The organism is Candidatus Spongiihabitans sp. (assembly GCF_965237845.1).
Lineage (GTDB): Bacteria > Pseudomonadota > Gammaproteobacteria > Arenicellales > Poriferihabitantaceae > Spongiihabitans.
Window position 1 is genome coordinate 2,506,635 of record NZ_OZ250154.1, and the last position, 21,689, is coordinate 2,528,323.

Annotated in this window: 26 protein-coding genes and 1 tRNA gene; 15 read left to right on the forward strand and 12 right to left on the reverse strand. The window is 48.9% G+C overall.

The genetic code is table 11. The features are described from left to right. Window positions 1-36: 36 nt before the first annotated feature. The 4 genes from ACPXXB_RS11985 to ACPXXB_RS12000 form a co-directional block, all read right to left on the reverse strand. Entirely contained in the window at window positions 37-1,524 is a 1,488-nt protein-coding gene (locus ACPXXB_RS11985) for an aldehyde dehydrogenase (protein WP_423907711.1), read from the reverse strand. Between the two features lie 21 nt (window positions 1,525-1,545). After that, window positions 1,546-2,346: an alpha/beta fold hydrolase gene (locus tag ACPXXB_RS11990; protein WP_423907713.1), complete on the reverse strand. Its 801-nt coding sequence runs from the start codon at window positions 2,344-2,346 to the stop codon at window positions 1,546-1,548. A gap of 27 nt (window positions 2,347-2,373) precedes the next feature. Beyond that, entirely contained in the window at window positions 2,374-3,411 is a 1,038-nt protein-coding gene (locus ACPXXB_RS11995; protein WP_423907714.1) for an LLM class flavin-dependent oxidoreductase, read from the reverse strand. 95 nt (window positions 3,412-3,506) lie between these two features. After that, window positions 3,507-4,439: a flavin reductase gene (locus ACPXXB_RS12000; protein WP_423907716.1), complete on the reverse strand. Its 933-nt coding sequence runs from the start codon at window positions 4,437-4,439 to the stop codon at window positions 3,507-3,509. A 519-nt stretch (window positions 4,440-4,958) separates the two neighbouring features. Between ACPXXB_RS12000 and ACPXXB_RS12005 the strand changes: the two genes are divergently transcribed. The 8 genes from ACPXXB_RS12005 (at window position 4,959) to ACPXXB_RS12040 (ending at window position 9,029) form a co-directional block, all read left to right on the forward strand. After that, entirely contained in the window at window positions 4,959-5,438 is a 480-nt protein-coding gene (locus ACPXXB_RS12005; protein ID WP_423907717.1) for a hypothetical protein, read from the forward strand. A 38-nt stretch (window positions 5,439-5,476) separates the two neighbouring features. Continuing rightward, window positions 5,477-5,944, forward strand: coding sequence for a CopD family protein (locus ACPXXB_RS12010; RefSeq protein ID WP_423907719.1), 468 nt, complete (start codon window positions 5,477-5,479; stop codon window positions 5,942-5,944). Between the two features lie 717 nt (window positions 5,945-6,661). Further along, on the forward strand, window positions 6,662-7,297 hold the full coding sequence (gene nadD, locus ACPXXB_RS12015; protein WP_423907721.1) for a nicotinate-nucleotide adenylyltransferase: 636 nt from the start codon (window positions 6,662-6,664) through the stop codon (window positions 7,295-7,297). Between the two features lie 90 nt (window positions 7,298-7,387). Beyond that, window positions 7,388-7,774 (forward strand): ribosome silencing factor, encoded by a 387-nt coding sequence (rsfS, locus tag ACPXXB_RS12020; RefSeq protein WP_423907723.1) that lies wholly within the window; start codon window positions 7,388-7,390, stop codon window positions 7,772-7,774. Window positions 7,775-7,802: 28 nt separating this feature from the next. Next, window positions 7,803-8,132, forward strand: coding sequence for a 23S rRNA (pseudouridine(1915)-N(3))-methyltransferase RlmH (locus ACPXXB_RS12025; RefSeq protein WP_423907725.1), 330 nt, complete (start codon window positions 7,803-7,805; stop codon window positions 8,130-8,132). A 47-nt stretch (window positions 8,133-8,179) separates the two neighbouring features. Beyond that, window positions 8,180-8,251 (forward strand): 23S rRNA (pseudouridine(1915)-N(3))-methyltransferase RlmH, encoded by a 72-nt coding sequence (locus ACPXXB_RS12030; RefSeq protein ID WP_423911168.1) that lies wholly within the window; start codon window positions 8,180-8,182, stop codon window positions 8,249-8,251. A gap of 30 nt (window positions 8,252-8,281) precedes the next feature. Next, window positions 8,282-8,632, forward strand: a complete 351-nt coding sequence (locus ACPXXB_RS12035; protein WP_423907727.1) for a hypothetical protein — start codon at window positions 8,282-8,284, stop codon at window positions 8,630-8,632. 64 nt (window positions 8,633-8,696) lie between these two features. Beyond that, a complete protein-coding gene (locus ACPXXB_RS12040; RefSeq protein ID WP_423907728.1) occupies window positions 8,697-9,029 on the forward strand; it encodes a c-type cytochrome in 333 nt (110 codons plus the stop codon). A 75-nt stretch (window positions 9,030-9,104) separates the two neighbouring features. Here the strand turns inward: ACPXXB_RS12040 and ACPXXB_RS12045 are convergent, their stop codons facing one another. From ACPXXB_RS12045 to ACPXXB_RS12080, 8 genes are all read right to left on the reverse strand, one after another. Beyond that, a complete protein-coding gene (locus tag ACPXXB_RS12045; RefSeq protein WP_423907730.1) occupies window positions 9,105-10,463 on the reverse strand; it encodes a M18 family aminopeptidase in 1,359 nt (452 codons plus the stop codon). Window positions 10,464-10,512: 49 nt separating this feature from the next. Next, window positions 10,513-11,007 (reverse strand): symmetrical bis(5'-nucleosyl)-tetraphosphatase, encoded by a 495-nt coding sequence (locus ACPXXB_RS12050; protein WP_423911171.1) that lies wholly within the window; start codon window positions 11,005-11,007, stop codon window positions 10,513-10,515. Continuing rightward, entirely contained in the window at window positions 10,986-11,327 is a 342-nt protein-coding gene (locus ACPXXB_RS12055; protein ID WP_423907731.1) for a metallophosphoesterase, read from the reverse strand. Before ACPXXB_RS12055 ends, ACPXXB_RS12050 begins: the two co-directional genes overlap by 22 nt. 6 nt (window positions 11,328-11,333) lie before the next feature. Then, on the reverse strand, window positions 11,334-12,260 hold the full coding sequence (locus ACPXXB_RS12060) for an MlaA family lipoprotein (RefSeq protein ID WP_423907733.1): 927 nt from the start codon (window positions 12,258-12,260) through the stop codon (window positions 11,334-11,336). After that, complete coding sequence (locus tag ACPXXB_RS12065; protein WP_423907735.1) at window positions 12,257-13,447, reverse strand: mandelate racemase/muconate lactonizing enzyme family protein; 1,191 nt, start codon at window positions 13,445-13,447, stop codon at window positions 12,257-12,259. The genes ACPXXB_RS12060 and ACPXXB_RS12065 overlap by 4 nt, the downstream gene beginning before the upstream one ends. Before the next feature lie 86 nt (window positions 13,448-13,533). Continuing rightward, the gene (locus tag ACPXXB_RS12070; protein ID WP_423907737.1) at window positions 13,534-13,839 is read right to left on the reverse strand and encodes an HlyU family transcriptional regulator; all 306 of its coding nucleotides are present in this window, start codon (window positions 13,837-13,839) and stop codon (window positions 13,534-13,536) included. Continuing rightward, entirely contained in the window at window positions 13,836-15,239 is a 1,404-nt protein-coding gene (gene sthA, locus ACPXXB_RS12075) for a Si-specific NAD(P)(+) transhydrogenase (protein WP_423907739.1), read from the reverse strand. The genes ACPXXB_RS12070 and sthA overlap by 4 nt, the downstream gene beginning before the upstream one ends. 158 nt (window positions 15,240-15,397) lie before the next feature. Beyond that, window positions 15,398-15,472, reverse strand: a tRNA-Glu gene (locus tag ACPXXB_RS12080). 471 nt (window positions 15,473-15,943) lie between these two features. Between ACPXXB_RS12080 and rpe the strand changes: the two genes are divergently transcribed. The 7 genes from rpe (at window position 15,944) to ACPXXB_RS12115 (ending at window position 21,659) form a co-directional block, all read left to right on the forward strand. After that, complete coding sequence (gene rpe / locus ACPXXB_RS12085; RefSeq protein WP_423907741.1) at window positions 15,944-16,642, forward strand: ribulose-phosphate 3-epimerase; 699 nt, start codon at window positions 15,944-15,946, stop codon at window positions 16,640-16,642. Window positions 16,643-16,866: 224 nt separating this feature from the next. Next, window positions 16,867-18,381: an anthranilate synthase component I gene (gene trpE / locus ACPXXB_RS12090; RefSeq protein ID WP_423907742.1), complete on the forward strand. Its 1,515-nt coding sequence runs from the start codon at window positions 16,867-16,869 to the stop codon at window positions 18,379-18,381. A 3-nt stretch (window positions 18,382-18,384) separates the two neighbouring features. After that, entirely contained in the window at window positions 18,385-18,951 is a 567-nt protein-coding gene (locus ACPXXB_RS12095) for an aminodeoxychorismate/anthranilate synthase component II (RefSeq protein WP_423907744.1), read from the forward strand. Between the two features lie 14 nt (window positions 18,952-18,965). Further along, entirely contained in the window at window positions 18,966-19,754 is a 789-nt protein-coding gene (gene trpC / locus ACPXXB_RS12100) for an indole-3-glycerol phosphate synthase TrpC (protein WP_423907746.1), read from the forward strand. A 4-nt stretch (window positions 19,755-19,758) separates the two neighbouring features. After that, on the forward strand, window positions 19,759-20,175 hold the full coding sequence (locus ACPXXB_RS12105) for an OsmC family protein (protein ID WP_423907748.1): 417 nt from the start codon (window positions 19,759-19,761) through the stop codon (window positions 20,173-20,175). A gap of 53 nt (window positions 20,176-20,228) precedes the next feature. Beyond that, window positions 20,229-21,308, forward strand: coding sequence for an AI-2E family transporter (locus ACPXXB_RS12110; protein WP_423907750.1), 1,080 nt, complete (start codon window positions 20,229-20,231; stop codon window positions 21,306-21,308). Between the two features lie 33 nt (window positions 21,309-21,341). Then, window positions 21,342-21,659: a putative signal transducing protein gene (locus ACPXXB_RS12115; RefSeq protein WP_423907752.1), complete on the forward strand. Its 318-nt coding sequence runs from the start codon at window positions 21,342-21,344 to the stop codon at window positions 21,657-21,659. Window positions 21,660-21,689: the final 30 nt, after the last annotated feature.

The window sequence follows — 21,689 nt, forward strand, 5'->3', positions numbered from 1 at the left end:
TCGAACAGGAGCGCCGTCGCTCAGGACGCTGTTCGATTACCGCATGACAAAAGGGTTTGCCATGGGTGTGCTGGAGGTGCTAATCCAGACGGTTTTAGTCCGGGTGTAGTCCAGCACAGATTCAATTCCCGCTTCGCGCCCAAAACCGCTGTGACCAAATCCGCCAAAGGGGGCGATTGGAGACACTGCCCGATAGGTATTGATCCATATAATGCCTGAGCGAATTTTTGAGCTTACCCGATGGGCTCTGGCCAGGTTTTCCGTGAATATCCCGGCCCCGAGCCCAAAGCGGGTATGGTTGGCCATGGCAATGCCTTGGTCTTCGTCGCTGAACTTCATCGCGCTCAGAACCGGGCCAAACATTTCGTTTTGCATGGTCTCGATTTCCTGGCTTGGACAGCCGAGAATCGTCGGTTCAAAGTAATAACCTTTATCAAATTGCTCGGGTTGTTTGCCGCCGTGGTGCAACTCCGCGCCCTGAGTCTGGGATTTCCCAATTGCGGCAACAATGCGATCAACTTGTGCTTTTGTCGCCAGCGGGCCCATCTCGGTATCCTCTTTGAGCGGGTCGCCAATGCGAATTTTCTGTGCACGCTCCACCAGAGCAGCGACAATCCGGTCGTAAATGCCTTGCTGGATAAAAACCCGAGACCCGGCTACACAACTTTGACCCGCGGCCCCAAAATTTCCGGCGATGATGCCATTTACCGCGCCCTCAAGGTCCGCATCATCGAACACCAGAATTGGCGACTTGCCACCGAGTTCCAGAGATACCACGGCGTAATTATTACTGGTGTTTTGAATGACTCTGGAAGCGGTTTCTGGTCCGCCGGTAAAGGCCACCCGCGCAACATCCCGATGCCCGGTTAATGCACGACCACAAGGCTCGCCATAACCAGTGATCACATTTATCACACCGGGCGGGAAACCCGCCTGGTCAACAATTTTTGCAAATTCAAACATCGGCGCCGGTGCATCTTCAGATGCTTTCAGCACCACCGCATTACCCGCAGCCAGTGCCGGCCCCAGTTTTGTGGCAGTCAAAAACATTTGGGCATTCCACGGGACGACTGCCGCAACCACGCCGATCGGCCCCCGTGTGGTAAACACCTGCATGTCCGGTTTATCGATAGGCAGGGTCGCGCCCTCGATTTTGTCGGCCATGCCAGCAAAATAATAATAGTAGTCCGACACATAACCGGTTTGACCGCGGGTTTCTTTCAGTAATTTTCCGCTATCGATGGTTTCGATATCGCCGAGGTGGTTTGCTTTATCGATAATGAGGTCGCCTAATCGACGCAGCAGCTTACCCCTGGCCGTGGCCGTCATGGTTGCCCATGGGCCTTCGTGCAACGCGGCTTTAGCGGCCGCGACGGCGCGGTTAACGTCTGCTTCACTGGCCGCCGGCACTTCCGCCCAAACTTCTTCGTTGGATGGATTGATGGTGGTAAGCGTGGCGCCGTCAGAGGCATTATCCCACTGGCCATTAATATAATGTTGGTATTGTGCTATTTTTTTACTCATTTTGGCTTGCTCGTCTTGGTTTTAACCATGAGTGGTTAGAAATGATAGCACTTGATTGGCCATCTTTTCAGCAAATTCCGACGGGCCCATATGACGGTGGCCCGGGTTAATGATTAATTCGGCATTGGGTAGATCCCGAGCCAACGCCTCAGCCATCGGCGGTGTGGAGCCCACATCATCAGAGCCGGTAACCACCAACGCCGGGCAATTAACCTGCTCAAGGGGGTAGTTTTGCATTTCCGCTTCGGCGTGGCCAAAAAGATAGTATGCTTTCAGGTAACCATCATCAGTATGCTTGGAAAATATTTCTCGTAATTGATCCATTTCTTCCTCATGCGCGAGTCGATAGGGTTCTGTAAACCAACGGGCAATGGCCAGTTCCACTGTCGCCATAGGGCCTTGATCTTGGGTAATTTGGTAACGTTCTCGTACTGAATGACACTGCTCTTCTGTGCGTTGATAGACGCTGTGCAGCAATACTAAATGCGTTAAACGGACGCTATGCAGCGAAGCAAATGTTTGGCTGACCAGCGCACCCAACGAAAACCCGGCCAGCGCCAATCGATCGACCTCTAAATGCGCCAGCAATTCATGCAGTTGGTTGGCAAAATCAATGGCGGTTCTGTGGCCGGCAGGGTTGTGCGACTGCCCATGACCTAAAAGGTCAAAGGTCAAGACACAAAAGTCCGGTTGCAGAATTGGTATCCAGGGCAACCACATATCCTGGTTCAGACCAACGCCATGAATAAGCGCCAATACCGGCTTGGCTGATGGATCGCCCACTAACCGATAACGGCTGCCCTGATGCACTTTTTTATTCATGCCGTATTTTATTCATCCCCTGGCCGCTCAGGAAAATTCCGGCAGCACTTCATCAATGAATAACTGTAGCGATTTCTTTTTTGTATCGTGACTCATTCCCGTATCAATCCAAAAAGCGTATTCATCGTAGCCCAGAGATTCATAGTGTTTCAGTCTTTCGATAACCCTATCCGGGCTGCCCACGATATTATTGGCGCGCATATTATCGGGTGAAAACATTTCGATCTGCGCGCGCTCTTCGGCGGACAATGGATCAATTCTGCCGTTGTGTACCGGTCGGCTATTCTTGAACCAGGCACCAAAGACGCAGTAATATTCGCTGAGTTTTTCTGCGGCACGGCTTAGGTCAGCCTCATTCGCGCCCACAAATGTATGACGAAGCACCATAATTTTTGGGCGCGGCACATTGGGATTGTTTGTTACGGCGGTATTAAATTTGTCCATCAGATCTGCCACTTCACCATCATTTTGCCATAGCGGCGTCACCTGGACATTGCATTGACTGGCCACTGCAAAATCGTGACTGTCGGGATTTCGGGCGGCAATCCATAACGGCGGATGAGGATCCTGCATTGGCGCAGGAACTGAAGTTACCGCAGGAAACTTCCAGTGTTTGCCGTCGTGGGCATAATCACCTTTCCAGATTTCCTTGATTGCCGGGACAATTTCTCTCAACATTTCTCCCGCTGTCCAGGCATCCAAGCCCGGTGACAGGCGCTCGTATTCAAATTCATAAGCGCCTCTTGAAATACTTACTTCAAGCCGCCCGCCGGTGATGATATCCACCATCGCTATTTCTCCAGCCAATTTGATGGGATGCCAAAATGGTGCGACTATGGTAGCAGTCCCTAGCCTGAGGTTTGATGTTCGGTTGGCCAGGTCGCATAGTTGTGCAAACGGGTTCGGCGCAATGGTGAAATCCATCCCATGGTGCTCGCCCACCCATATCCCGCTAAAACCGCCCCGATCGGCCATTTCGCACAATTCCAAAAACTGAGCATATAGTTCCACATAGGACTGATTCGGGTCATTGCGCTCCATATGAGCAAACAGGGATATTTTCATGCCGATGTCTCGTCTGGATATGATGTCTGGTCGGGATATTCGGTGTTCAGGTTGTTATGGGCAGGTTGTTATTTGGGCTTTGTCCTGAGCAATAGTTACCGCAATGTTTCAATTGCGCCGTCACGGTCGCTACCGAAATATATTCCGTAGCGTTGGCGTTTGGATTCATCAATATATCTTTGCAGCATTATTTTAATCGCATCCGACTCAATACGCAGCCACGGAATTTCATCGAATGACCAAAATTTATTGCCAGCCAAATCGGAATCGGCTTTCGCGCGATAATAAATTGACTGCTGCCCGGTTTTCTCGTTCTCAAAAACAGCAAACAGAACGCTCAGTGATATACCAATTCCCAACTGAGCCAAGTAGTTTTGTAATTTGCCAAGCGAACCGGAGGCGCCATCCAATCCACTGGCGGGCACCTGCAATTTCCCGGTAACGGCATTTTCGATCAGTAAAACTTTTCCATCGTACTCGACAATCGCGCCGACAATTACCTCAGCATCGCCGCTAACGGCCTCAAGCGCGGATTGTTCCAGCCCAAGGCTTAAATAACCGCCCCGAACATAACCAAGGCCCATGTTTCCGTTATAGTCATAGGACTCGACCCGTCCAATCAAGATAATATGATCGCCAGCATCGATCACCTGGTCACGTTTGCAATCAAACCAGGCGCACACGCCCTCCAATATGGGATTGCCATTTTCACTTTCTGACCAATCTGCAATGTCAAATTTATCCGCGCACTTTGAAGCAAATAGCCCCGAAGTTTCAACCTGGGTTTCTGCCAAAATATTGACTGCGAACCCTTCCGATTGAGTAAATACATCGAAACTTTCCGCCGTCTTATCGACACAAATTAACAACATCGGTGGGCGCAGTGAAACCGATGTAAATGAATTAGCGGTAAAACCGCGTGGAATCCCGCTTTCTTCCCGGCAAGTCACCACAGTGACACCGGTAAGAAATGTCCCAAAGGCATTGCGTAGTTGCCTCAGGTCGAATTTCCGGTCGAATTTACTCAAAATTTGTATCGAAATAGTTCTGCCCACGTTATGCGTGTTTAATGCTGGAGATAATACCAGTTAATTGGATTGGCGAAAACTTATTCCAACCCCCATTCTGGTCGGAGGTGGTGATGGGAAGGTTGCGTAGGAGGGCCTGCAACCCGTTCGGCTTTCATAGGGGAATACTTATAACCCGCCCTTACGGAATTTATGGGTAAAACGCAGGGCGCGAAGGGATTTTTCTCTGACCAGGGATTGTTGGCACGGCTTGCGCCGCCGGTGTTTGACTGGACTATCGGTCAAGCCCGATAATGACGAACGGGCTAAGCGGGTGCCCGCATTACATCACGCAGGCGGGAATCCAGCAATGCAGGGTTGTACTCACCGCTTGTAATCTTAACATGGTGGCTACAACCCACCTCGCAAGAGCCGTCGGTAGGCAGATCAAATGTCTGCGGTGTTTAAAATTTTTGTTGAGAATTTGTGTCTAAACCGCTATCTTGTTTAGTTGATTAAATTATTTTATCGGTAACAGCTATGCAATGGGTTTTATTGGTGGTGATTGTGGCCGCTCTTCTCTATATGTCTCGGTTCTATCCGAAAGTTGCGTTTGGTGTGTTAGGTGTGTTGGTTATTGGCGCGCTGGTCATTGTTTTTACCACCAATGAGGTCGCCCAACTGAATCGTTCCAAACTACCCGTTGAATACATTACAATTGAAAACCAGGTCTTCACGCCAGCTTATGGTGACGGCTTTCGATTTAATGCGCGGTTGATTAATACCCATGAGTTTGTAACATTGAAAGAAACAACGGTCAGTATCACCCTGTGGGATTGTCCGCAAGATTCGGGGGATTCTGAAGACGGGTGCCAGGTTATCGGCCAGGAAGACCAGCGTATCATTGTGAAAATCCCTCCAAGCCAGACCCGGGATGTTTCCCGGACACTGTCGTTTGGTTCGGTGAAACCCCGCGGTAATGTACGCTGGCGAACTGAAATCACTGAAACACGCAGTTAATTTACAGTTAATTTATTGGCTCAATCCTAAAATCGTTTATGCTTTCCCTTATGCATTCTCTGGCCCTCATGTTTCATGTTCTAGCTGCGGTTATCTGGGTCGGAGGCATGTTTTTTGCGTATGTTCTGCTTCGGCCTGTGCTCGTAACCATCGACGCTCCCCAGCGCCTTACTATTTGGGCCAAGATATTTAAAAAGTTTTTCCCCTGGGTCTGGTTTTGTATTATCGTTTTATTGGCCACCGGTTTTTATATGATTTATTTAATGGGCGGTTTTTCTGATATCGGCAATCATATTTATGCGATGCTTGGGCTGGCGGTAATAATGATAGTGATTTTTAAGTTCGTATGCGTCGCGCCATTTCGACATCTTTGTCGTGGCGTCGAACAAGAAAAATGGGAAGTTGCCGCTTACGCTCTTGGAACGATTCGAAAACTGGTTGCAGTCAACTTGGGTTTGGGAATTCTGACTATAGTCGCCGCTACCGCTCTTGCTGACCGTATCTAAATCTTTTAGGGCTAATCCTGATTAACGGAGGGGCGCCAATGAAAATAATGATAAAGCGAGATTATGCCGTTAATTGAAGAATAGGCTGACCTTATCTTGTCAGTGATTTTAATCCGCGGTAATTTAACGGATGATATTGAGAGCCGCCAGTACACCTCGTTTAGTTATTCTTTGAACGTGGCATCGAGTATAGGCTGTATTTAAGTTGGCTCTTGAATTCATGCTCGTGCTCGTTCCTTTAAAATATAAGGGATGCGAAGTACACCTCGTTTAGTTATTCTTTGAACGTGGCACCGAGTATAGGCTGTATTTAAGTTGGCTCTTGAATTCATGCTCGTGCTCGTTCCTTTAAAATATAAGGGATGCGAAGTACACCTCGTTTAGTTATTCTTTGAACGTGGCATCGAGTATAGGCTGTATTTAAGTTGGCTCTTGAATTCATGCTCGTGCTCGTTCCTTTAAAATATAAGGGATGCGAAGTACACCTCGTTTAGTTATTCTTTGAACGTGGCATCGAGTATAGGCTGTATTTAAGTTGGCTCTTGAATTCATGCTCGTGCTCGTTCCTTTAAAATATAAGGGATGCGAAGTACACCTCGTTTAGTTATTCTTTGAACGTGGCATCGAGTATAGGCTGTATTTAAGTTGGCTCTTGAATTCATGCTCGTGCTCGTTCCTTTAAAATATAAGGGATGCGAAGTATTATATTGATTATTAATGGCTAACCCTCTTTACGGTATATTCGGCGGTACTTTTGATCCGGTGCATAATGGTCACCTTGAAACCGTCACCACCGTTTTTGAAAAATGCGCCCTTGAGCGGGTTTACTTTATCCCGGCCGCAGTCCCGCCCCATCGTGATCAACCTGATGCCAGCGCCCAACAGCGACTGGAGATGGTGTCGCTGGCGATTGCAAATTATCCGCGGTTCGATGTTGATGACCGTGAACTTAAACGCGCAACGCCTTCCTATACTTACGATACGGTAAAATCCCTGCAAACGGAGGATTCCTCCAGACGATATTGTCTTATTTTGGGTATTGACGCATTGTCGGGACTCGATAGTTGGTATCGGTGGCGAGAATTACTGGATTCGATTCATTTTATTATTGTGCGGCGTCCGGGCTGGGAAATTCCAGAACCATTGCCGGATTGGTGGCAACAGGGTCGTGCTGAATTTATTGAAGATCTAAAACAATTTGAGTGCGGGAAAATTTGCCTGGTCGAAGTCGAACCCAACCCGGTGTCGGCAACGGAAATAAGATATGGCATCGCCCAGGGCATCGATGTCAGTACGATGGTGCCACATTCGGTGTGGGATTATATTTGCACTAACAAATTGTATGGCGCTTAAATTTTTATGACCTGAATATGACCTGGATTTGTGACTAAGCGATTAAAGAAAACTCCTGCGGATTCAATATCCTCTTCCGATTCAATATCAATGCGTGATACCGTTGTGGCATCTTTGGAAGATGCTAAAGGGTTGTGCATCAAAGTCCTGGATGTCCGTAAGCTGACCGATATTACCGACTATATGATCATTGCCACAGGCGCTTCTGATCGTCATGTCAAAACCATTGCCGAGCGCGTGTTGGAATTTATGCTTGAAAAACAATGGAAGCCCTTTGGCATGGAAGGCGAGGAATCAAAGGATTGGGTGCTGGTGGATTTCGTCGATGTGGTGGTGCATATCATGCGCGACAAATCTCGCAAACATTATGACCTTGAAAGCTTATGGGACCAAACGTTTGTTGAGCTGACCCCATCGAGCAACCTGGCCCCCGGAGGAAAGACCGTCGCGGAAAAGACCGCCCACACAGCCAGTTGACCGGTTCATTGATATAAGGGTGGAACTTATGCTTAAAATTTCTCTCATCGTGGTTGGCGAGAAAATGCCGCAATGGGTTGTGCAGGGTTATCAGGAGTACGCCAAGCGAATTCGGGGGCGCGCGCAATTAAACTTAATTGAAGTGCCCGCAATCAGGCGTGACAAGAATGCGGACATTAACAGAATTGTTCAGCGGGAGGAGAGGAAAATCCTCGATGCCCTCCAGAAAAAGACTCGAATTATCGCCTTGGATCGGGGTGGAAAATCATACTCCACTGAGGCGCTTTCGGAAAAAATGAAGTGCTGGCTGGATCAAGGGGAGCAAGTGGCTCTGGTGGTCGGGGGCCAGAGGGTTTGAGCGATGAATCATGGTCTCTCTCAGTGCTCACCTTGACGCATCCGCTGGTGCGGGTAGTTTTAGCGGAACAATTGTACCGTTGCTTTTCGATACTGGAAGGCACCCCTTATCATCGCTAAAATAATGAACTGGCGCAATTGACTAAAGCAATGAAACCACTCTCTCGCTTGCTTCTGTTTTTTTTATTGGCATTGGCAGCCCCGGTTATTTTCGCGGTTACAGAATACTCCGAAACATTGAGTCGAGCGCAATGGCCGGAAGAGGTTAATGGCACAAACATCTCCGCAATACCGCAGGTAAGTCAAATACTCAGGTTATTCGTAGAAGACGAAAATATCACCCTTGAAATTCATTACCCCAACAATGACCTGGGTAAGCAGTGGGCGGAATCTCTTGGATACTGGCTTGTAACCTTTGGGATACCCATTCATTATGTAAAATTGTTTGCCGATTCCGGCGCTGCCGATCAAATAGTGATCTCTCTGGTTGACCGTCGATAACATACTCTAGTCATACTCCGGGCCATACTGTCAGGCTAACTTTTTCTCCATTACTTTTTAAAGCATGAAATTCAAAACGCTTACATCACCTGCACTGATGTTTGTCATTGCTGCAAATCTGTCATTACTTTCATCCGCCGGGCACGGGGATGCAAAATTTGATTTTGAAACCAACTGCACGGCCTGCCATGGATTTGGCGTGGCAGGCGCGCCTAAGCTCGGCGACAAGCAATCCTGGGCACCCCGGATTGACCGGGGGATTGAGACCTTATACAAACATGCCATAGACGGATTCACCGGAGAAACCGGGGTCATGCCGCCCAAAGGTGGGTTTTCTGACCTGAGTGACGATCAGCTCAGGGCCATCGTCGATTATATGGTGACCGAAGGGCAGTAACAGAACCGCATAGGGTGTAGCCGATACGCCGCTAGCCCAACTGGAAAGCTTGATCCAGGCAATCCACGCACGGCATTACTGGCTCGGCTTCATACCCTCCATGCTCGACCTGGAGACGGCTGTCGAAGCGCCATGAAAAGGCCACCTTTTCATTTCAAAGAATCCTTTTAGCGCTGTTGCCAAATATTCAACGTCTTTGGCGCCAGCGAGTTCACGAATGGAATGCATGCCGAGCTGTGGCACACCAACATCCACCGTTCGCACACCCAGCCTGGTTGCGGTAATCGGGCCTATGGTTGAGCCGCAGCCCATATCCGAGCGCACGACTATCACTTGATACGGTATCTTGTTGTCATCGCATACTGCTTTGAATACCGATGCTGTTTCGCTGTTGGTCGCGTAGCGTTGATTATTATTTATTTTTATTACCGGCCCATTGTTGATTAACGGTTGGTGAGCGGGTTCATGCACTTCCGGGTAATTGGGGTGAACGCCGTGGGCATTATCCGCAGAAATCAACATGGAACGGCTGATGGCGCGTTGCAAACTTTCGTTGCCGGCACATATTCTCGAAAGCACTGAATATAACAAAGAACCATGAGCGCCACTGGTGGATGCGCTTCCCACCTCTTCGTGATCGTTCAATGCAATAACCTGATTGCTCCGATTATTAGAATTCAGTAGCGCCGCCACAGCAGCGTAACAACTTAACAGGTTGTCCAATCGCGCTGAAGCGATAAACTCGCGGTTAAGCCCCACCAGTCGAGGAGGCTGATGGTCGTATAATGACAATTCGAACGCCAAAATCTTTACTGGCGATAGTTCAGGATATTGTTGTTTCAACCATTTTTTAAGCAGCGTTTCGAAATTCTGGCCATCCTTATCTGTTGGCTTAGGTGTTCGACAAATAACCGCGGGTAAGTGCTTTTGTTTGTTGATGCTTCGATTTTCGTTAGCTTCCCGATCAAGATGAATGGCCAAACTGGGTATAAACGCAATGGGTTGGTCTATATTAATCAGAAAATTGTCGATTGCGCCCGCTTTAGTTTGCACCGTAACCCGCCCGGCCAAAGCCAGATCTCGATCAAACCAGGGATTCAACAGCACCCCGCCATAAACCTCTACACCGAACTTGGCGTAGCCATTGTTGATGGCAATCGCATTGGGCTTGATTTTTAAGCACGGGCTATCCGTATGCGCTCCAATCAGCCTGAAACCCTCTGCCGCCGGGGATTGCGACAGATTAAATGCAATTAACGATGAGTCATTGCGGGTCAGGTAGTATTTTCCAGTGGTTAATTTCGGCCACGAATCGCTCTCGTGCAAACGCGAATAACCCGAAGTTTCAAGAGTTTCGGCAATATTGGCCACCGCGTGGTAGGGTGTTGGTGAGTCTCTCAGGTAGTTCAGGAAATGGTCGATAGATTCAGACATATCATTTATCGAATGCGGTATGAGTGAGTGATAAGGAAATCGCAGGAAATCACTGGCAGTTTAACTGCCAGACTGGCGCAACAAAGTTGGAATCCAGTCGCACCGCGGTGAGCTTGCCACCCCAAACACATCCGCTATCCAAACTGATTATATTGTTGTTTTGAGTATACCCCAACGAAGACCAATGACCAAAAACGATGCGCCATTTTTTACATTTCATGTCCGGGTGCTCATACCAAGGCATTAACCTTTTGGGTTGGCTTCCGGGCGCGCCTTTTTGCGTGAAATTTAAATTTCCCCTAGCATCGCAATATCGCATTCGCGTCAAAGTATTGGTAATAAATCGAATTCGGTTCCACCCTTTTAGCTTGCCGTTCCACCCAATAGGTTGTCTGCCATACATTTTTTTCAAAAATTTCGGGTACTTTTTTCCTTGAATTTTGATTTCTACTTTCCGGGCATATTGGATTAGCTGTTTTCGGTTCCACCCTGGGTAAACCCCGGCATGGACTAAAATCACTTTTAATTTCTTGTCGCAATGCACCAGTGGCCGTTGTCGCAACCAGGCAATAGCTCTTCCAGGTCGGGGGCTTTTCGAAATTGCTTTAATGTATCACCCGGGCGATTACGCCGTATTCTTTCAGCGACAGCGAGGAAATGAAGATCATGGTTTCCGAGAACAGCGACGACACTTTCGCCCAGTTTTTTAACCAATCTGAGCGTTTGCAAAGAGTCGGGGCCACGATTGACTAAATCACCGGTCAACCAAAGTTTATCTTTATGCGGGTCGAAATCCAGTTTTTCCAGAAGCTCTTCGAACGGCAGTACACATCCTTGAATATCTCCAATCGCATAAACCGCCATGGGCGACTAATCATCTTGTAGGAGTTGATCGATCAACGGGTCATCCGAATCTTCTGCTTGCGCCGCCGGCGGATTGCCATCATGAATCAAGTCCAGGCGTTGTTGACGATAGTTTTCACGAATAAAGAGGTATTTGTCTGGTTGTAAATCCAGAATGTCATCGGCGCCCAGTAATTGCATCCTTGCATCGACGATGCGTAGCGTCTTTGCATAATATATCTCCGGGGAATCAATATGCTCCACCGCATCGGCATAGACAAACTGGGGAATCAGTCCAGCAGCATCCCGTAAATTACTCGGCCCGAGAAAAGGCAATACCAGATACGGCCCCGAAGGAACGCCCCAAACCGCAAGCGTTTGCCCAAAATCTTCCCGATGCCTGGGCAGGCCGAGTTCACTGGCAACATCAAATATCCCTAATATTCCTGCCGTAGTGTTAATCAAAAACCGGGAAGTATCCCGGGCAGCATAGCCCAATTTGCCTTGCAACACGTCGTTGGCCACGGTCATCGGCTGCCACAGGTTTGAGAAAAAGTTATTCACGCCTTTACGCACCGGATCAGGCACAACCCGGACATATGCCTTGGCGATGGGCTTCAATACCAAGCGATCAGAGGCCAGGTTGAAGTCTAAAATTGCGCGGTTGGCTTTTTCGAAAGAATCCTTTGTGCCCGGTGCCGAAGACGTTGTCGCACAACCCGTTATCAGGCTGAGGGAAAAAACCAGCAAAATTGCGGCAATCCCGTTATTGGGCCCTTTATTGGGCCATTTGTTGGACCCATTATTGAAGTTTTTCAGGCGCACTCCTGAATACTTGTGGATGATTGCTGGCTTGTTTAGCATAAGAATATGGCTATTTTTGAATTTTTGACGGGCATTGCTTTCAGGCAATGTTGCCCTGAAATTATGACACAACGCGCTGTGTCTATTCAATAAAATACACTCTGTTCTGTCATTTCGAGGTGTAATTGCGTTCCAGTATAGGGATTCGCCTCAGCTATCGCCTCGTTTAATTCCACCCCGAGACCGGGTTCGGTCGGGGGAATGACGTAGCCATTGTGCCACTGCATCGGGTTTTTGAGAATATCCGCATGAAATCCACCCCAGGTTTGAATGCTCTCCAGAATCAAAAAGTTCGGCGTACAGGTGCTGAGCTGCACATTTGCCGCACCCTCTATAGGGCCGCAATATAAATGCGGAGCGATTTGGGCATAATAGGTTTCTGCCATTCCGGCGATTTTTTTGGCTTCGAGGATTCCACCCACTCGGCCGAGCGCCGGCTGCAAAATGGCGGCGGCCTGAGCTTCAAGCACCCGGGCAAACTCATATTTCGTGGTTAATCTTTCTCCGGTCGCGATAGGAATAGAGGTTTGCCGCGCCACCCTGGCCATTTCCGCCGGGTTTTCCGGCGGCGTCGGCTCTTCAAACCACAGCGGATCATAAGATTCTAACCGCCGTGCCAACCGAATTGCACCGGCCGCAGTAAATTGTCCGTGAGCGCCAAACAGCAAGTCGGCCCGGTTTCCCACCGCTTCGCGGATGCGTTTCACAAATAATTCGCTGCGCTCCAGGTCTTCGAGACCGGGCTGGCGACCATCATAAATTGTGTATGGCCCAGCCGGATCAAACTTTAATGCGGTGAACCCTTGCTCGACATATTCCAGGGCGCGTTCTGCTGCCAGGTCAGGATTCTGATAAACATTGGTTTTATCGCCTTCTCTGGGATAAATGTAAGTGTAACTGCGTAATTTATCATGGACCTTGCCGCCGAGCAGTTGATAAACGGGCTGGTTCAAATCTTTGCCGATAATGTCCCAGCAGGCCATTTCCAGCCCGCTCAACACCCCCATCAGCGATACATCCGGGCGTAAGTTGTAACCGCTGCCGTACACCCGCCGCCAGAGTTTTTCGATTTCAAACGGGTCGGCGTCAATGACGAAGCGCTGCGCCACATCTTCAATCATTTTGGCGATGATATGCGGCCCGAAGGTTGCGGCATAAACTTCGCCAACGCCTTCGACACCGCTGTCCGTGGTGAGTTTAAGGACAATAAAATACCGCCCGCCAAAATGCGGCGGCGGATTACCCACCACCCAGGTTTTAAGGTTCACGACTTTCATAATGGTATCGGCTGATTAAGACCAGGCGCAGGGCTAATCAAAATCCGCCGGATTGATTGACTATGGACTGGTCATTGTCCCTTTAATCACTTGGAAAATATCTGTTCCCCGGCCTGATCGATCATGGTTCTTGCCTTGGATATTGTCAGTTCAACCGCGCCCTTTTGGCTTGCGGTCGTGTCCGCACGAATGAAATGATGGGTTTTTGTTTCGCCGTCTATCACTTTGCTGATGACCGCTTCGGTAGACCAGCCGCCGCTGACCTTGTTTGGCGTAGGTTGTATATCAAATCCCTGGTATTCAACTGCGGCTTCGGAGTGCCGTCCCCGCTTTTCTTTGCCGCCGCCATGAGCATTAAGACGCGCCAAAAATTTATTCATGAATTTCATCATGCCGACTCTTGCAATGCCATCATTCGGTTATGCGCATGCAACGCGGCGACTTTATAGGCCTCTGCGAGCGTCGGGTAGTTGAAAGCGTTTTCCAGGAAATAATCCAGCGTGCCTTTTAATGTGAGCACCGCCTGACCGATATGAATCAACTCCGTGGCGCCCTCACCAACGATGTGCACGCCGAGCAAGCGTCTGGATTTTATTGAAAAAATCATTTTCATTAAGCCGGATTGCAACCCCATCACTTTTCCGCGGGACGTTTCCCGCAGTTGCATAATGCCGATTTCATAGGGAATTTTTCTTCTTATCACCTCTTCTTCCGACATGCCGACGGTGGACATTTCCGGCACCGCATAGATGCCATATGGGAAAAATTCCGGTTGTTTGTGCGCCTTTTCACCAAGCGCATCCAGCACCGCGATTCGCCCCTGCTCCAACGAAGTGGAGGCCAAGCTCGGGAATCCGATAACGTCTCCGACCGCATAGACATGCGGGCAACTGGTTTGAAATTGCGGGTTGACGGCTATTCGACCTCGGTGATCGACTTCTATCGCCAATTTGTCCAATCCGAGTTTGTCGGTTGCACCCATTCGTCCGGCCGCAAATAAAACCATATCCGACGCGATGGCGCGATTGCTGTCCAGACGAACGATGCATGAGCCATTTTTGCGGCACTCGATGCTGGTGACTTTTTGGCCAAACTGCAAGCGCAAGCCGTCATTAATTATGTCATGACGAAAATGCATGAGTATTTCCTGATCCATAAAATCCAGCATGGTTGTCCTAGGCTCGATCAAGGTTACGTTAATGTCCAGTGTCTTGAAGATGGTCGCATACTCAACCCCAACCACGCCGGCGCCGATGATGGTGAGGGAACGAGGCAGTTTTTTCATGCAAGTTACTTCATCGCTGTCAATCACGGTTTCTCCATTAAAGGGAACATAGTCCGGGCGATAGGTTTTGGTGCCAACGGCTAAAATGAACTTTTTGGCGGTTAACGAAACTGTATCGCCATTGGCGGTGGCGACATCCACCACTTTTTCGCTGACAAATCGTGCATGACCGAGAATAATGTTAACCCCATTTCGCACCAGATGATCCTGCTGGATATCCACCTCGCTTTGCAAGGTCAGGTTCAGGCGTTGCATTAAATCCGAAGCCTGAATGTCGGCCTTGACCCGATACGCCCGGCCATAAAACCCGCGTTCCCGCCAACCGGTAAGATTTAATACGGTTTCGCGCAGGGTCTTGCTTGGGATGGTGCCAGTGTGTACGCATACACCGCCGACCTGGTTCATACCATCGACAATAGCCGTATTTTTACCGAGCTTGGCAGCCTGAATTGCTGCGGTTTTACCCGCTGGCCCGCTACCAATTATAATCACGTCAAATTTTTGCATCGCTTGCTTTATTTATGCTCAGTCTATTCAATATCCCTGAACAGTAGTTTTTCAGTTGGCTTATAGACAGCAACCTCAATCTTAACAGACTAACAGGGTGATTAGAGAGCTGCCCGTGTATTGGTTCGTGTATTGGCGCGCCGCCTTTGGTGCTCGGGTGGCGCTCCCTAGGGGAATCGAACCCCTGTTTCCGGCGTGAGAGGCCAGCGTCCTGACCGCTAGACGAAGGGAGCAATCGGCCCAGGCAATGGTATTTGGCGAATGGTATCACAGGAACCCATTTACCGCATTGCCTGCGAGTCATTCAGCAAATCCATAGCAGACCAAATCCGTGTAAACAGGGCATTCGTTTGTTTTGACTCAGGCTACCTGTCACACCGACGATCTCGCGTTTGCTCGCAGCTGGATCAGTGACACCGGTTACCGGCGGTCGGGGTTGACGGCTGCCGCATCGGTGGTGACTTCTAGCGAGCCTCAAACCATGTCTATAAACGAGTGTCTGTAAATCAGGATTAGTCTACCCTGAGATAGCGAATGGGATTAAAATAACACACAAGCTATGATTTTCGGAAAATAATTATGATTCGCCTTTGTGTTCTTTTAGTCACTTCGCTGCTGCTAGTTTTTGTATCGCTTAGCGATGCGACATAGCCGTTATCCATAGAGGGCGCCGAACCACTCCAATCAATCAAACTAATAATGTCATGACCGATTTTCTGATTGCCCCTTCTATTTTGTCCGCTGATTTCGCTCGCCTTGGCGAAGAAGTTGATAATGTTTTGGCCGCCGGTGCGGATGTGGTTCATTTTGATGTCATGGACAATCACTACGTCCCCAATTTGACTATCGGCCCGCTGGTGTGCGCGGCATTACGAAAGCACGGGGTCACGGCGCCCATAGATGTCCATCTTATGGTCAAGCCGGTGGACCGCATTATTCCGGATTTTGCCGAAGCCGGTGCGTCCTACATTACATTTCATCCCGAAGGCTCCGAGCATGTTGACCGCAGTTTGCAGCTGATTCAGCAGTGCGGCTGCAAGTCAGGCTTGGTGTTCAACCCTTCAACGCCGCTTGATGTTCTGGAATATGTCATCGACAAGGTGGATATGATTTTGCTGATGTCGGTAAACCCCGGATTTGGCGGGCAGCGCTTTATTGCCAAAACCCTGGATAAACTTAAATCCGCACGTCAAATTATCGCCAACAACGGCGGCGATATTCGTCTTGAAGTCGATGGCGGGGTAACAGTCGATAACATTGCCGATATTGCCCGTGCCGGCGCGGATACCTTTGTCGCCGGCAGTGCTGTATTTGGTGCGGCAAACGCTGAGGACGCGAATAAATACGACAGCGTGATTGCAAAAATGCGCCAGGAACTTGCGCAGGCGCTTGCCGACATTTAACCCTGTATTTTATCGAACAGAGAGGTAGAATCCCGCGCGGGTCAGACAAACCATCTAACCCTTTTTAATTGCTACCCTATTTGACATGCGATGAACACCCTCATCACTAAAAATACGAAAACCGTTAATGCGCTGGCACTGCGTTGGCGAAGCTGGCGTATCTAGATCCGCGCCAGTATCTGTTCCGCAGATTTTGTTTTTTATTTTTTACTTGTGATATCGCTATGCTCAACAAACAACAATTCAATCAATTCGCCGCTGCCGGTTTTAACCGGATTCCCATGGTGCGGGAAATATTGGCTGATCTCGAAACGCCCCTGAGCATCTATCTCAAACTTGCCCATCAGCCGTTTAGTTATATATTGGAATCGGTGCAGGGCGGCGAAAAATGGGGGCGATATTCTATCATCGGCGTACCTTGCCGCAACCGCCTTGAGGTCAGGGGAAAAACCCTGAGTCTGTTTGAAGATGGCCGCCTCGCTGAAAAACGCCAATGCGATGATCCATTGGATGAAGTGCGGCAATTCCATAACCGGTATTCCGTTCCCGAGATGCCTGAGTTGCCCCGATTCAACGGTGGCCTGGTCGGGTATTTTGGATACGATACGGTTGGTTATATCGAACCACATCTGGGCGCCAATCCGGTTAAAGACCCGGTTGACGCACCCGATATTCTGTTGATGGTATCCGAAGAGTTAGTGGTGTTCGATAATTTGGCCGGTCGGCTGTATGTGATTATTCACGTCGATCCCAAAACCAACCAGGCTTGGGAAACAGGCAAACAGCGATTGCAAGCCTTGATCGCTCAGATCAATTCTGCACCGCGGAATCAATCGGCTTCGAATAATAATTCCACGTCTGTCGAGTCGGCGACGGACGAATCGAGGTTTTTGTCTTCTTTCCCGCAAAAAGAGTATGAGGCGGCTGTCGCCAAATGCAAACAGTATATTTACGACGGCGATGCGTTTCAGATCATTATATCCCAGCGCCTATCCCTGCCCTATTCGGCGCAACCGCTGGATTTGTATCGGGCCTTGCGAACGTTGAATCCATCGCCCTACATGTATTACCTGAATTTAGGCGATTTTCATATCGCCGGGGCGTCGCCGGAAATCCTGGTGCGGGTGGAGAACGGCGAGATCACCTTGCGGCCAATTGCCGGAACGCGCTTGCGCGGAGAAAACGACGAGCGGGACGCTGCGCTTGCTGAAGATCTTTTGTCGGACCAGAAAGAGCTTGCCGAGCATTTAATGCTGATTGATTTGGGACGCAATGATGTCGGTCGAGTTTCCAAGATCGGGACAGTCGCCGTAACCGATAAGATGACCATCGAAAAATATTCCCATGTCATGCATATCGTGTCCAACATTACCGGGCAAATTAACCGCGATCTTGATGCTATCGACGTTCTAAAAGCCACGTTTCCGGCGGGAACGCTATCCGGCGCACCCAAAGTTCGGGCTATGGAAATCATTGAACAGCTTGAACCCGATAAACGCGGGATTTACTCCGGCGCGATTGGCTATATCGGTTGGAACGGGAATATGGATACCGCAATCGCTATTCGAACCGCATTGATAAAGGAGCAGACGATCTATATTCAAGTGGGCGCCGGCATTGTTGCAGACTCGGTGCCCAAAACCGAATGGGAAGAAACCATGAATAAAGGGCGGGCGATTTTCAAGGCCGTGGAGATGGTCAATGCGGGTTTGCACAACCCGCTGGACAGCGAGGATTAGATCGTGTTAGCAATGATTGATAATTACGATTCCTTTACTTATAACCTAGTGCAGTATTTTGGCGAGCTCGGTCAGGAAGTTTCGGTGTTCAGAAACGATGAGGTTTCGATAACCGAACTTGAGCAACTTGCGCCGCAATATCTGGTCGTGTCTCCAGGGCCCCGCACCCCCGACCAGGCCGGAATTTCAGTTGCCGCTATATCGCATTTCGCTGACAAGGTTCCGGTGTTGGGTGTATGCCTCGGCCACCAAAGCATTGGTCAGGCGTTTGGCGGGAAGATTGTTCATGCACAAAAAATTATGCATGGCAAGACCTCCATGATAGCGCATACTGGCGCGGGTATTTTTTCAGGGCTTGCCAATCCGTTTCAGGCAACCCGATACCATTCACTGGTCATCGAAAATTCTTCAATGCCGGCTTGTTTTGACATTACCGCATGGACCGAGGATGGCGAAATCATGGCGGTTAAGCACAAACAGTATGCGGTTGATGGCGTTCAGTTTCATCCTGAATCCATCGTCACCGAGTATGGTCATGCCCTGCTTCAAAATTTCCTGAATTTGGGATAGACCAAGATTCAGCGATGTCCGATATATTCTCTGAAATTTTGGCCAGCAAAGCTGAGGAAGTTACCCGGCGAGCGCAACGGCTGCCATTGTCGGCACTTCGGCAACAATGCGAAGCGGTCGCGCCCAGACGTGGATTTGTCGATGCTATTGCCAGTCAAATTGCTCGAGGCAACCCGGCGATTATCAGCGAGATGAAAAAGGCGTCGCCGAGCAAAGGCATCATTCGCACTAATTTCGATCCTGTTGAAATTGCCAAAAGCTATGCCAAATACGGCGCCACTTGCTTGTCGGTTTTAACCGATGAAAAATATTTTCAAGGCCACGACGATTATCTTGGGCAGGCAAGATCGGTCTGTACCCTGCCTGTTCTTCGCAAGGAATTCATCATCGACCCCTATCAGGTTTATGAATCCAGCGTTATTGGCGCAGATGCGATTCTACTTATCGTCGCGGCTTTGGGTGATGCCACGATATTGGAGCTCGCAGCACTGGCCCGGGATTTGGGCCTGGATGTTTTGCTCGAGGTACACGATCAACAAGAGCTTGAGCGGGCGTTGAGGTTGCCGTATAAACTGATTGGTATTAATAATCGAAATCTTCGCACCTTTGAAACAACGTTAAATACGACTATTGATTTGTTGGCTCAGATTCCTGATGACCGCATTGTGGTTACGGAAAGCGGTATCCATACTGCGGAGGATGTTGTGTTAATGCGCGAACACAACGTCAATGCGTTTTTGGTAGGCGAAGCATTTATGCGCGCACCTCAGCCCGGTGAAAAACTTCAACAACTATTTGCTTAATATCGTGAAAATACAGGTCAACCAAAATAACGGCGTAAATTTTACCGCGCTAACCGAAAGCGGACACGAAATTGCCATGGATGGCGCCGCTGAAGTTGGCGGCCGAAACAAAGGCGCCCGTCCAATGGAAGTAGTGCTTGCCGGCCTGGGAGGATGCAGCGCCATAGACGTTATGCTGATCCTGAATAAATCGCGCCAGGACGTGAGTAATTGTGAAATTGTAATTACCGCTGAGCGCGCCGATACCCTCCCAAAGGTGTTTACCAAAATTCATTTGTTTTATCGGGTAAGCGGAAAACAACTCGACCGCAAGAAAGTTGCGCGGGCGATTTCGCTGTCAATGGAAAAATATTGTTCGGTCACTAAAATGCTGGAGAAGACCGCAGCGATGTCTTTTGCCTTTGAAATTATTCAAGCCTGAAATGATTCAAAATTAAAGTAGTGGTTTAATCGCAAAACTGATATATATAATTTATGGATAGAATCGTCCAATGGTTTAAACAACACCTGTCAAATCCTCAGGTTGTCAACCTGACAATCGTGCTGCTGGGCATCCTGCTGGTGCTTTCTTTCACCGGTGACATGCTGGCGCCGGTCATAGCGGGTATTGTTTTAGCTTATTTGCTCGAAGGCGTAATTGGCCGACTAACCCAGGTAAAAGTGCCTCGAATTTTGTCCGTTTGGCTGGTTTTTCTGGTGTTTGTACTTTTTCTGGCCAGTATTATTTTTGGATTATTGCCAGTTTTGTATAACCAGTTCACCGAGGTTGTACAACAAATTCCAAGCATGTTGACCAAAGGTCAGGCGGCATTAATGACCTTGCCGGAACGCTACCCAGAACTGTTTTCAATTGCTCAGGTGCAAGAAATTATCGCCAGTTTACGCACCCAACTTACTGATTTTGGGCAAAATTTAGTTACCAGTTCGATCTCGGGTGCGGCAAGCATTATAACGGTAGTGATTTACGTTGTTTTGTTGCCGATTCTGATTTTCTTTTTCTTGAAAGATAAAACCACCTTATTGAAATGGCTTGTGCGTTTTTTGCCCAGAGACAATGAATTGGCGATTCGTGTCTGGGGCGATGTAGATTTTCAAATAGGAAATTATATACGGGGTAAGTTCTGGGAAATCTTGATAGTTTGGTTTGTAACCTTCGCGACATTTTCATATCTTGGAATACAGTATTCGATGTTGCTGTCGGTTTTGGTTGGCGTATCGGTATTGATACCCTATGTGGGTGCCGCTATGGTTACCATTCCTGTGGTTCTTATTGCCTGGTTTCAATGGGGCTGGAACAGTGACTTTATAACTCTGGTGATCGCATATCTGGTTATCCAAGCCTTAGATGGGAATTTGCTTGTGCCGCTGTTATTTTCCGAGGTCGTCAATATTCATCCTGTTGCAATCATCGTCGCGGTATTGTTGTTTGGGGGTCTGTGGGGGATTTGGGGTGTGTTTTTCGCGATTCCTCTGGCTACGCTGGTGCAGGCGATACTTCTTGCCTGGCCGAAACCACCCGGTGAGGATCAGGCCAAGGAAAAACAAGGCGCTTAATCAGGATTTTTTCTGCTTGCTGGTTGGTGTCAGATGCAAAGAGTCTATATCGCTGAATCTTTGGTCGACGGTCAGCTGATAATCGACCACTTAAGTGAAGCGGGCATCCCCTCAGCGTTGTTTCACCAAAATGCCTCGGGTGGGCTGGGTGATTTACCTGTAACCTATCCCGAGGTTTGGATAAAGCGAGATATGGATTTAGAAAAAGCCCTTCACGTTATTAACCGGTTTGTAAGCATGCCCCTTCCGGCAAGCGATCAACTTTGCCGTCAATGCGGTGAATCCAATCCCGCTACTTTTGAAATTTGTTGGCAGTGCCTTACCCCGCTGGTAGTGCGTGCTGCTGATTAATTAACTGGAAAACGAAAGCCACCACAAACA

Bases quoted from the DNA above. Each gene is read 5' to 3' on its own strand.
- rpe (WP_423907741.1), top strand. From the start codon at position 15,944: ATGACCGATTTTCTGATTGCCCCTTCTATTTTGTCCGCTGATTTCGCT.
- rsfS (WP_423907723.1), top strand. From the start codon at position 7,388: ATGCGTGATACCGTTGTGGCATCTTTGGAAGATGCTAAAGGGTTGTGC.
- ACPXXB_RS12070 (WP_423907737.1), bottom strand. From the start codon at position 13,839: ATGATGAAATTCATGAATAAATTTTTGGCGCGTCTTAATGCTCATGGC.
- ACPXXB_RS12045 (WP_423907730.1), bottom strand. From the start codon at position 10,463: ATGTCTGAATCTATCGACCATTTCCTGAACTACCTGAGAGACTCACCA.
- trpC (WP_423907746.1), top strand. From the start codon at position 18,966: ATGTCCGATATATTCTCTGAAATTTTGGCCAGCAAAGCTGAGGAAGTT.
- ACPXXB_RS12055 (WP_423907731.1), bottom strand. From the start codon at position 11,327: ATGGCGGTTTATGCGATTGGAGATATTCAAGGATGTGTACTGCCGTTC.
- ACPXXB_RS12010 (WP_423907719.1), top strand. From the start codon at position 5,477: ATGCTTTCCCTTATGCATTCTCTGGCCCTCATGTTTCATGTTCTAGCT.
- nadD (WP_423907721.1), top strand. From the start codon at position 6,662: ATGGCTAACCCTCTTTACGGTATATTCGGCGGTACTTTTGATCCGGTG.
- ACPXXB_RS12035 (WP_423907727.1), top strand. From the start codon at position 8,282: ATGAAACCACTCTCTCGCTTGCTTCTGTTTTTTTTATTGGCATTGGCA.
- ACPXXB_RS12115 (WP_423907752.1), top strand. From the start codon at position 21,342: ATGCAAAGAGTCTATATCGCTGAATCTTTGGTCGACGGTCAGCTGATA.
- ACPXXB_RS12005 (WP_423907717.1), top strand. From the start codon at position 4,959: ATGCAATGGGTTTTATTGGTGGTGATTGTGGCCGCTCTTCTCTATATG.
- ACPXXB_RS12065 (WP_423907735.1), bottom strand. From the start codon at position 13,447: ATGAAAGTCGTGAACCTTAAAACCTGGGTGGTGGGTAATCCGCCGCCG.
- ACPXXB_RS11995 (WP_423907714.1), bottom strand. From the start codon at position 3,411: ATGAAAATATCCCTGTTTGCTCATATGGAGCGCAATGACCCGAATCAG.
- ACPXXB_RS12040 (WP_423907728.1), top strand. From the start codon at position 8,697: ATGAAATTCAAAACGCTTACATCACCTGCACTGATGTTTGTCATTGCT.
- ACPXXB_RS11985 (WP_423907711.1), bottom strand. From the start codon at position 1,524: ATGAGTAAAAAAATAGCACAATACCAACATTATATTAATGGCCAGTGG.
- ACPXXB_RS12025 (WP_423907725.1), top strand. From the start codon at position 7,803: ATGCTTAAAATTTCTCTCATCGTGGTTGGCGAGAAAATGCCGCAATGG.
- sthA (WP_423907739.1), bottom strand. From the start codon at position 15,239: ATGCAAAAATTTGACGTGATTATAATTGGTAGCGGGCCAGCGGGTAAA.
- trpE (WP_423907742.1), top strand. From the start codon at position 16,867: ATGCTCAACAAACAACAATTCAATCAATTCGCCGCTGCCGGTTTTAAC.
- ACPXXB_RS11990 (WP_423907713.1), bottom strand. From the start codon at position 2,346: ATGAATAAAAAAGTGCATCAGGGCAGCCGTTATCGGTTAGTGGGCGAT.
- ACPXXB_RS12110 (WP_423907750.1), top strand. From the start codon at position 20,229: ATGGATAGAATCGTCCAATGGTTTAAACAACACCTGTCAAATCCTCAG.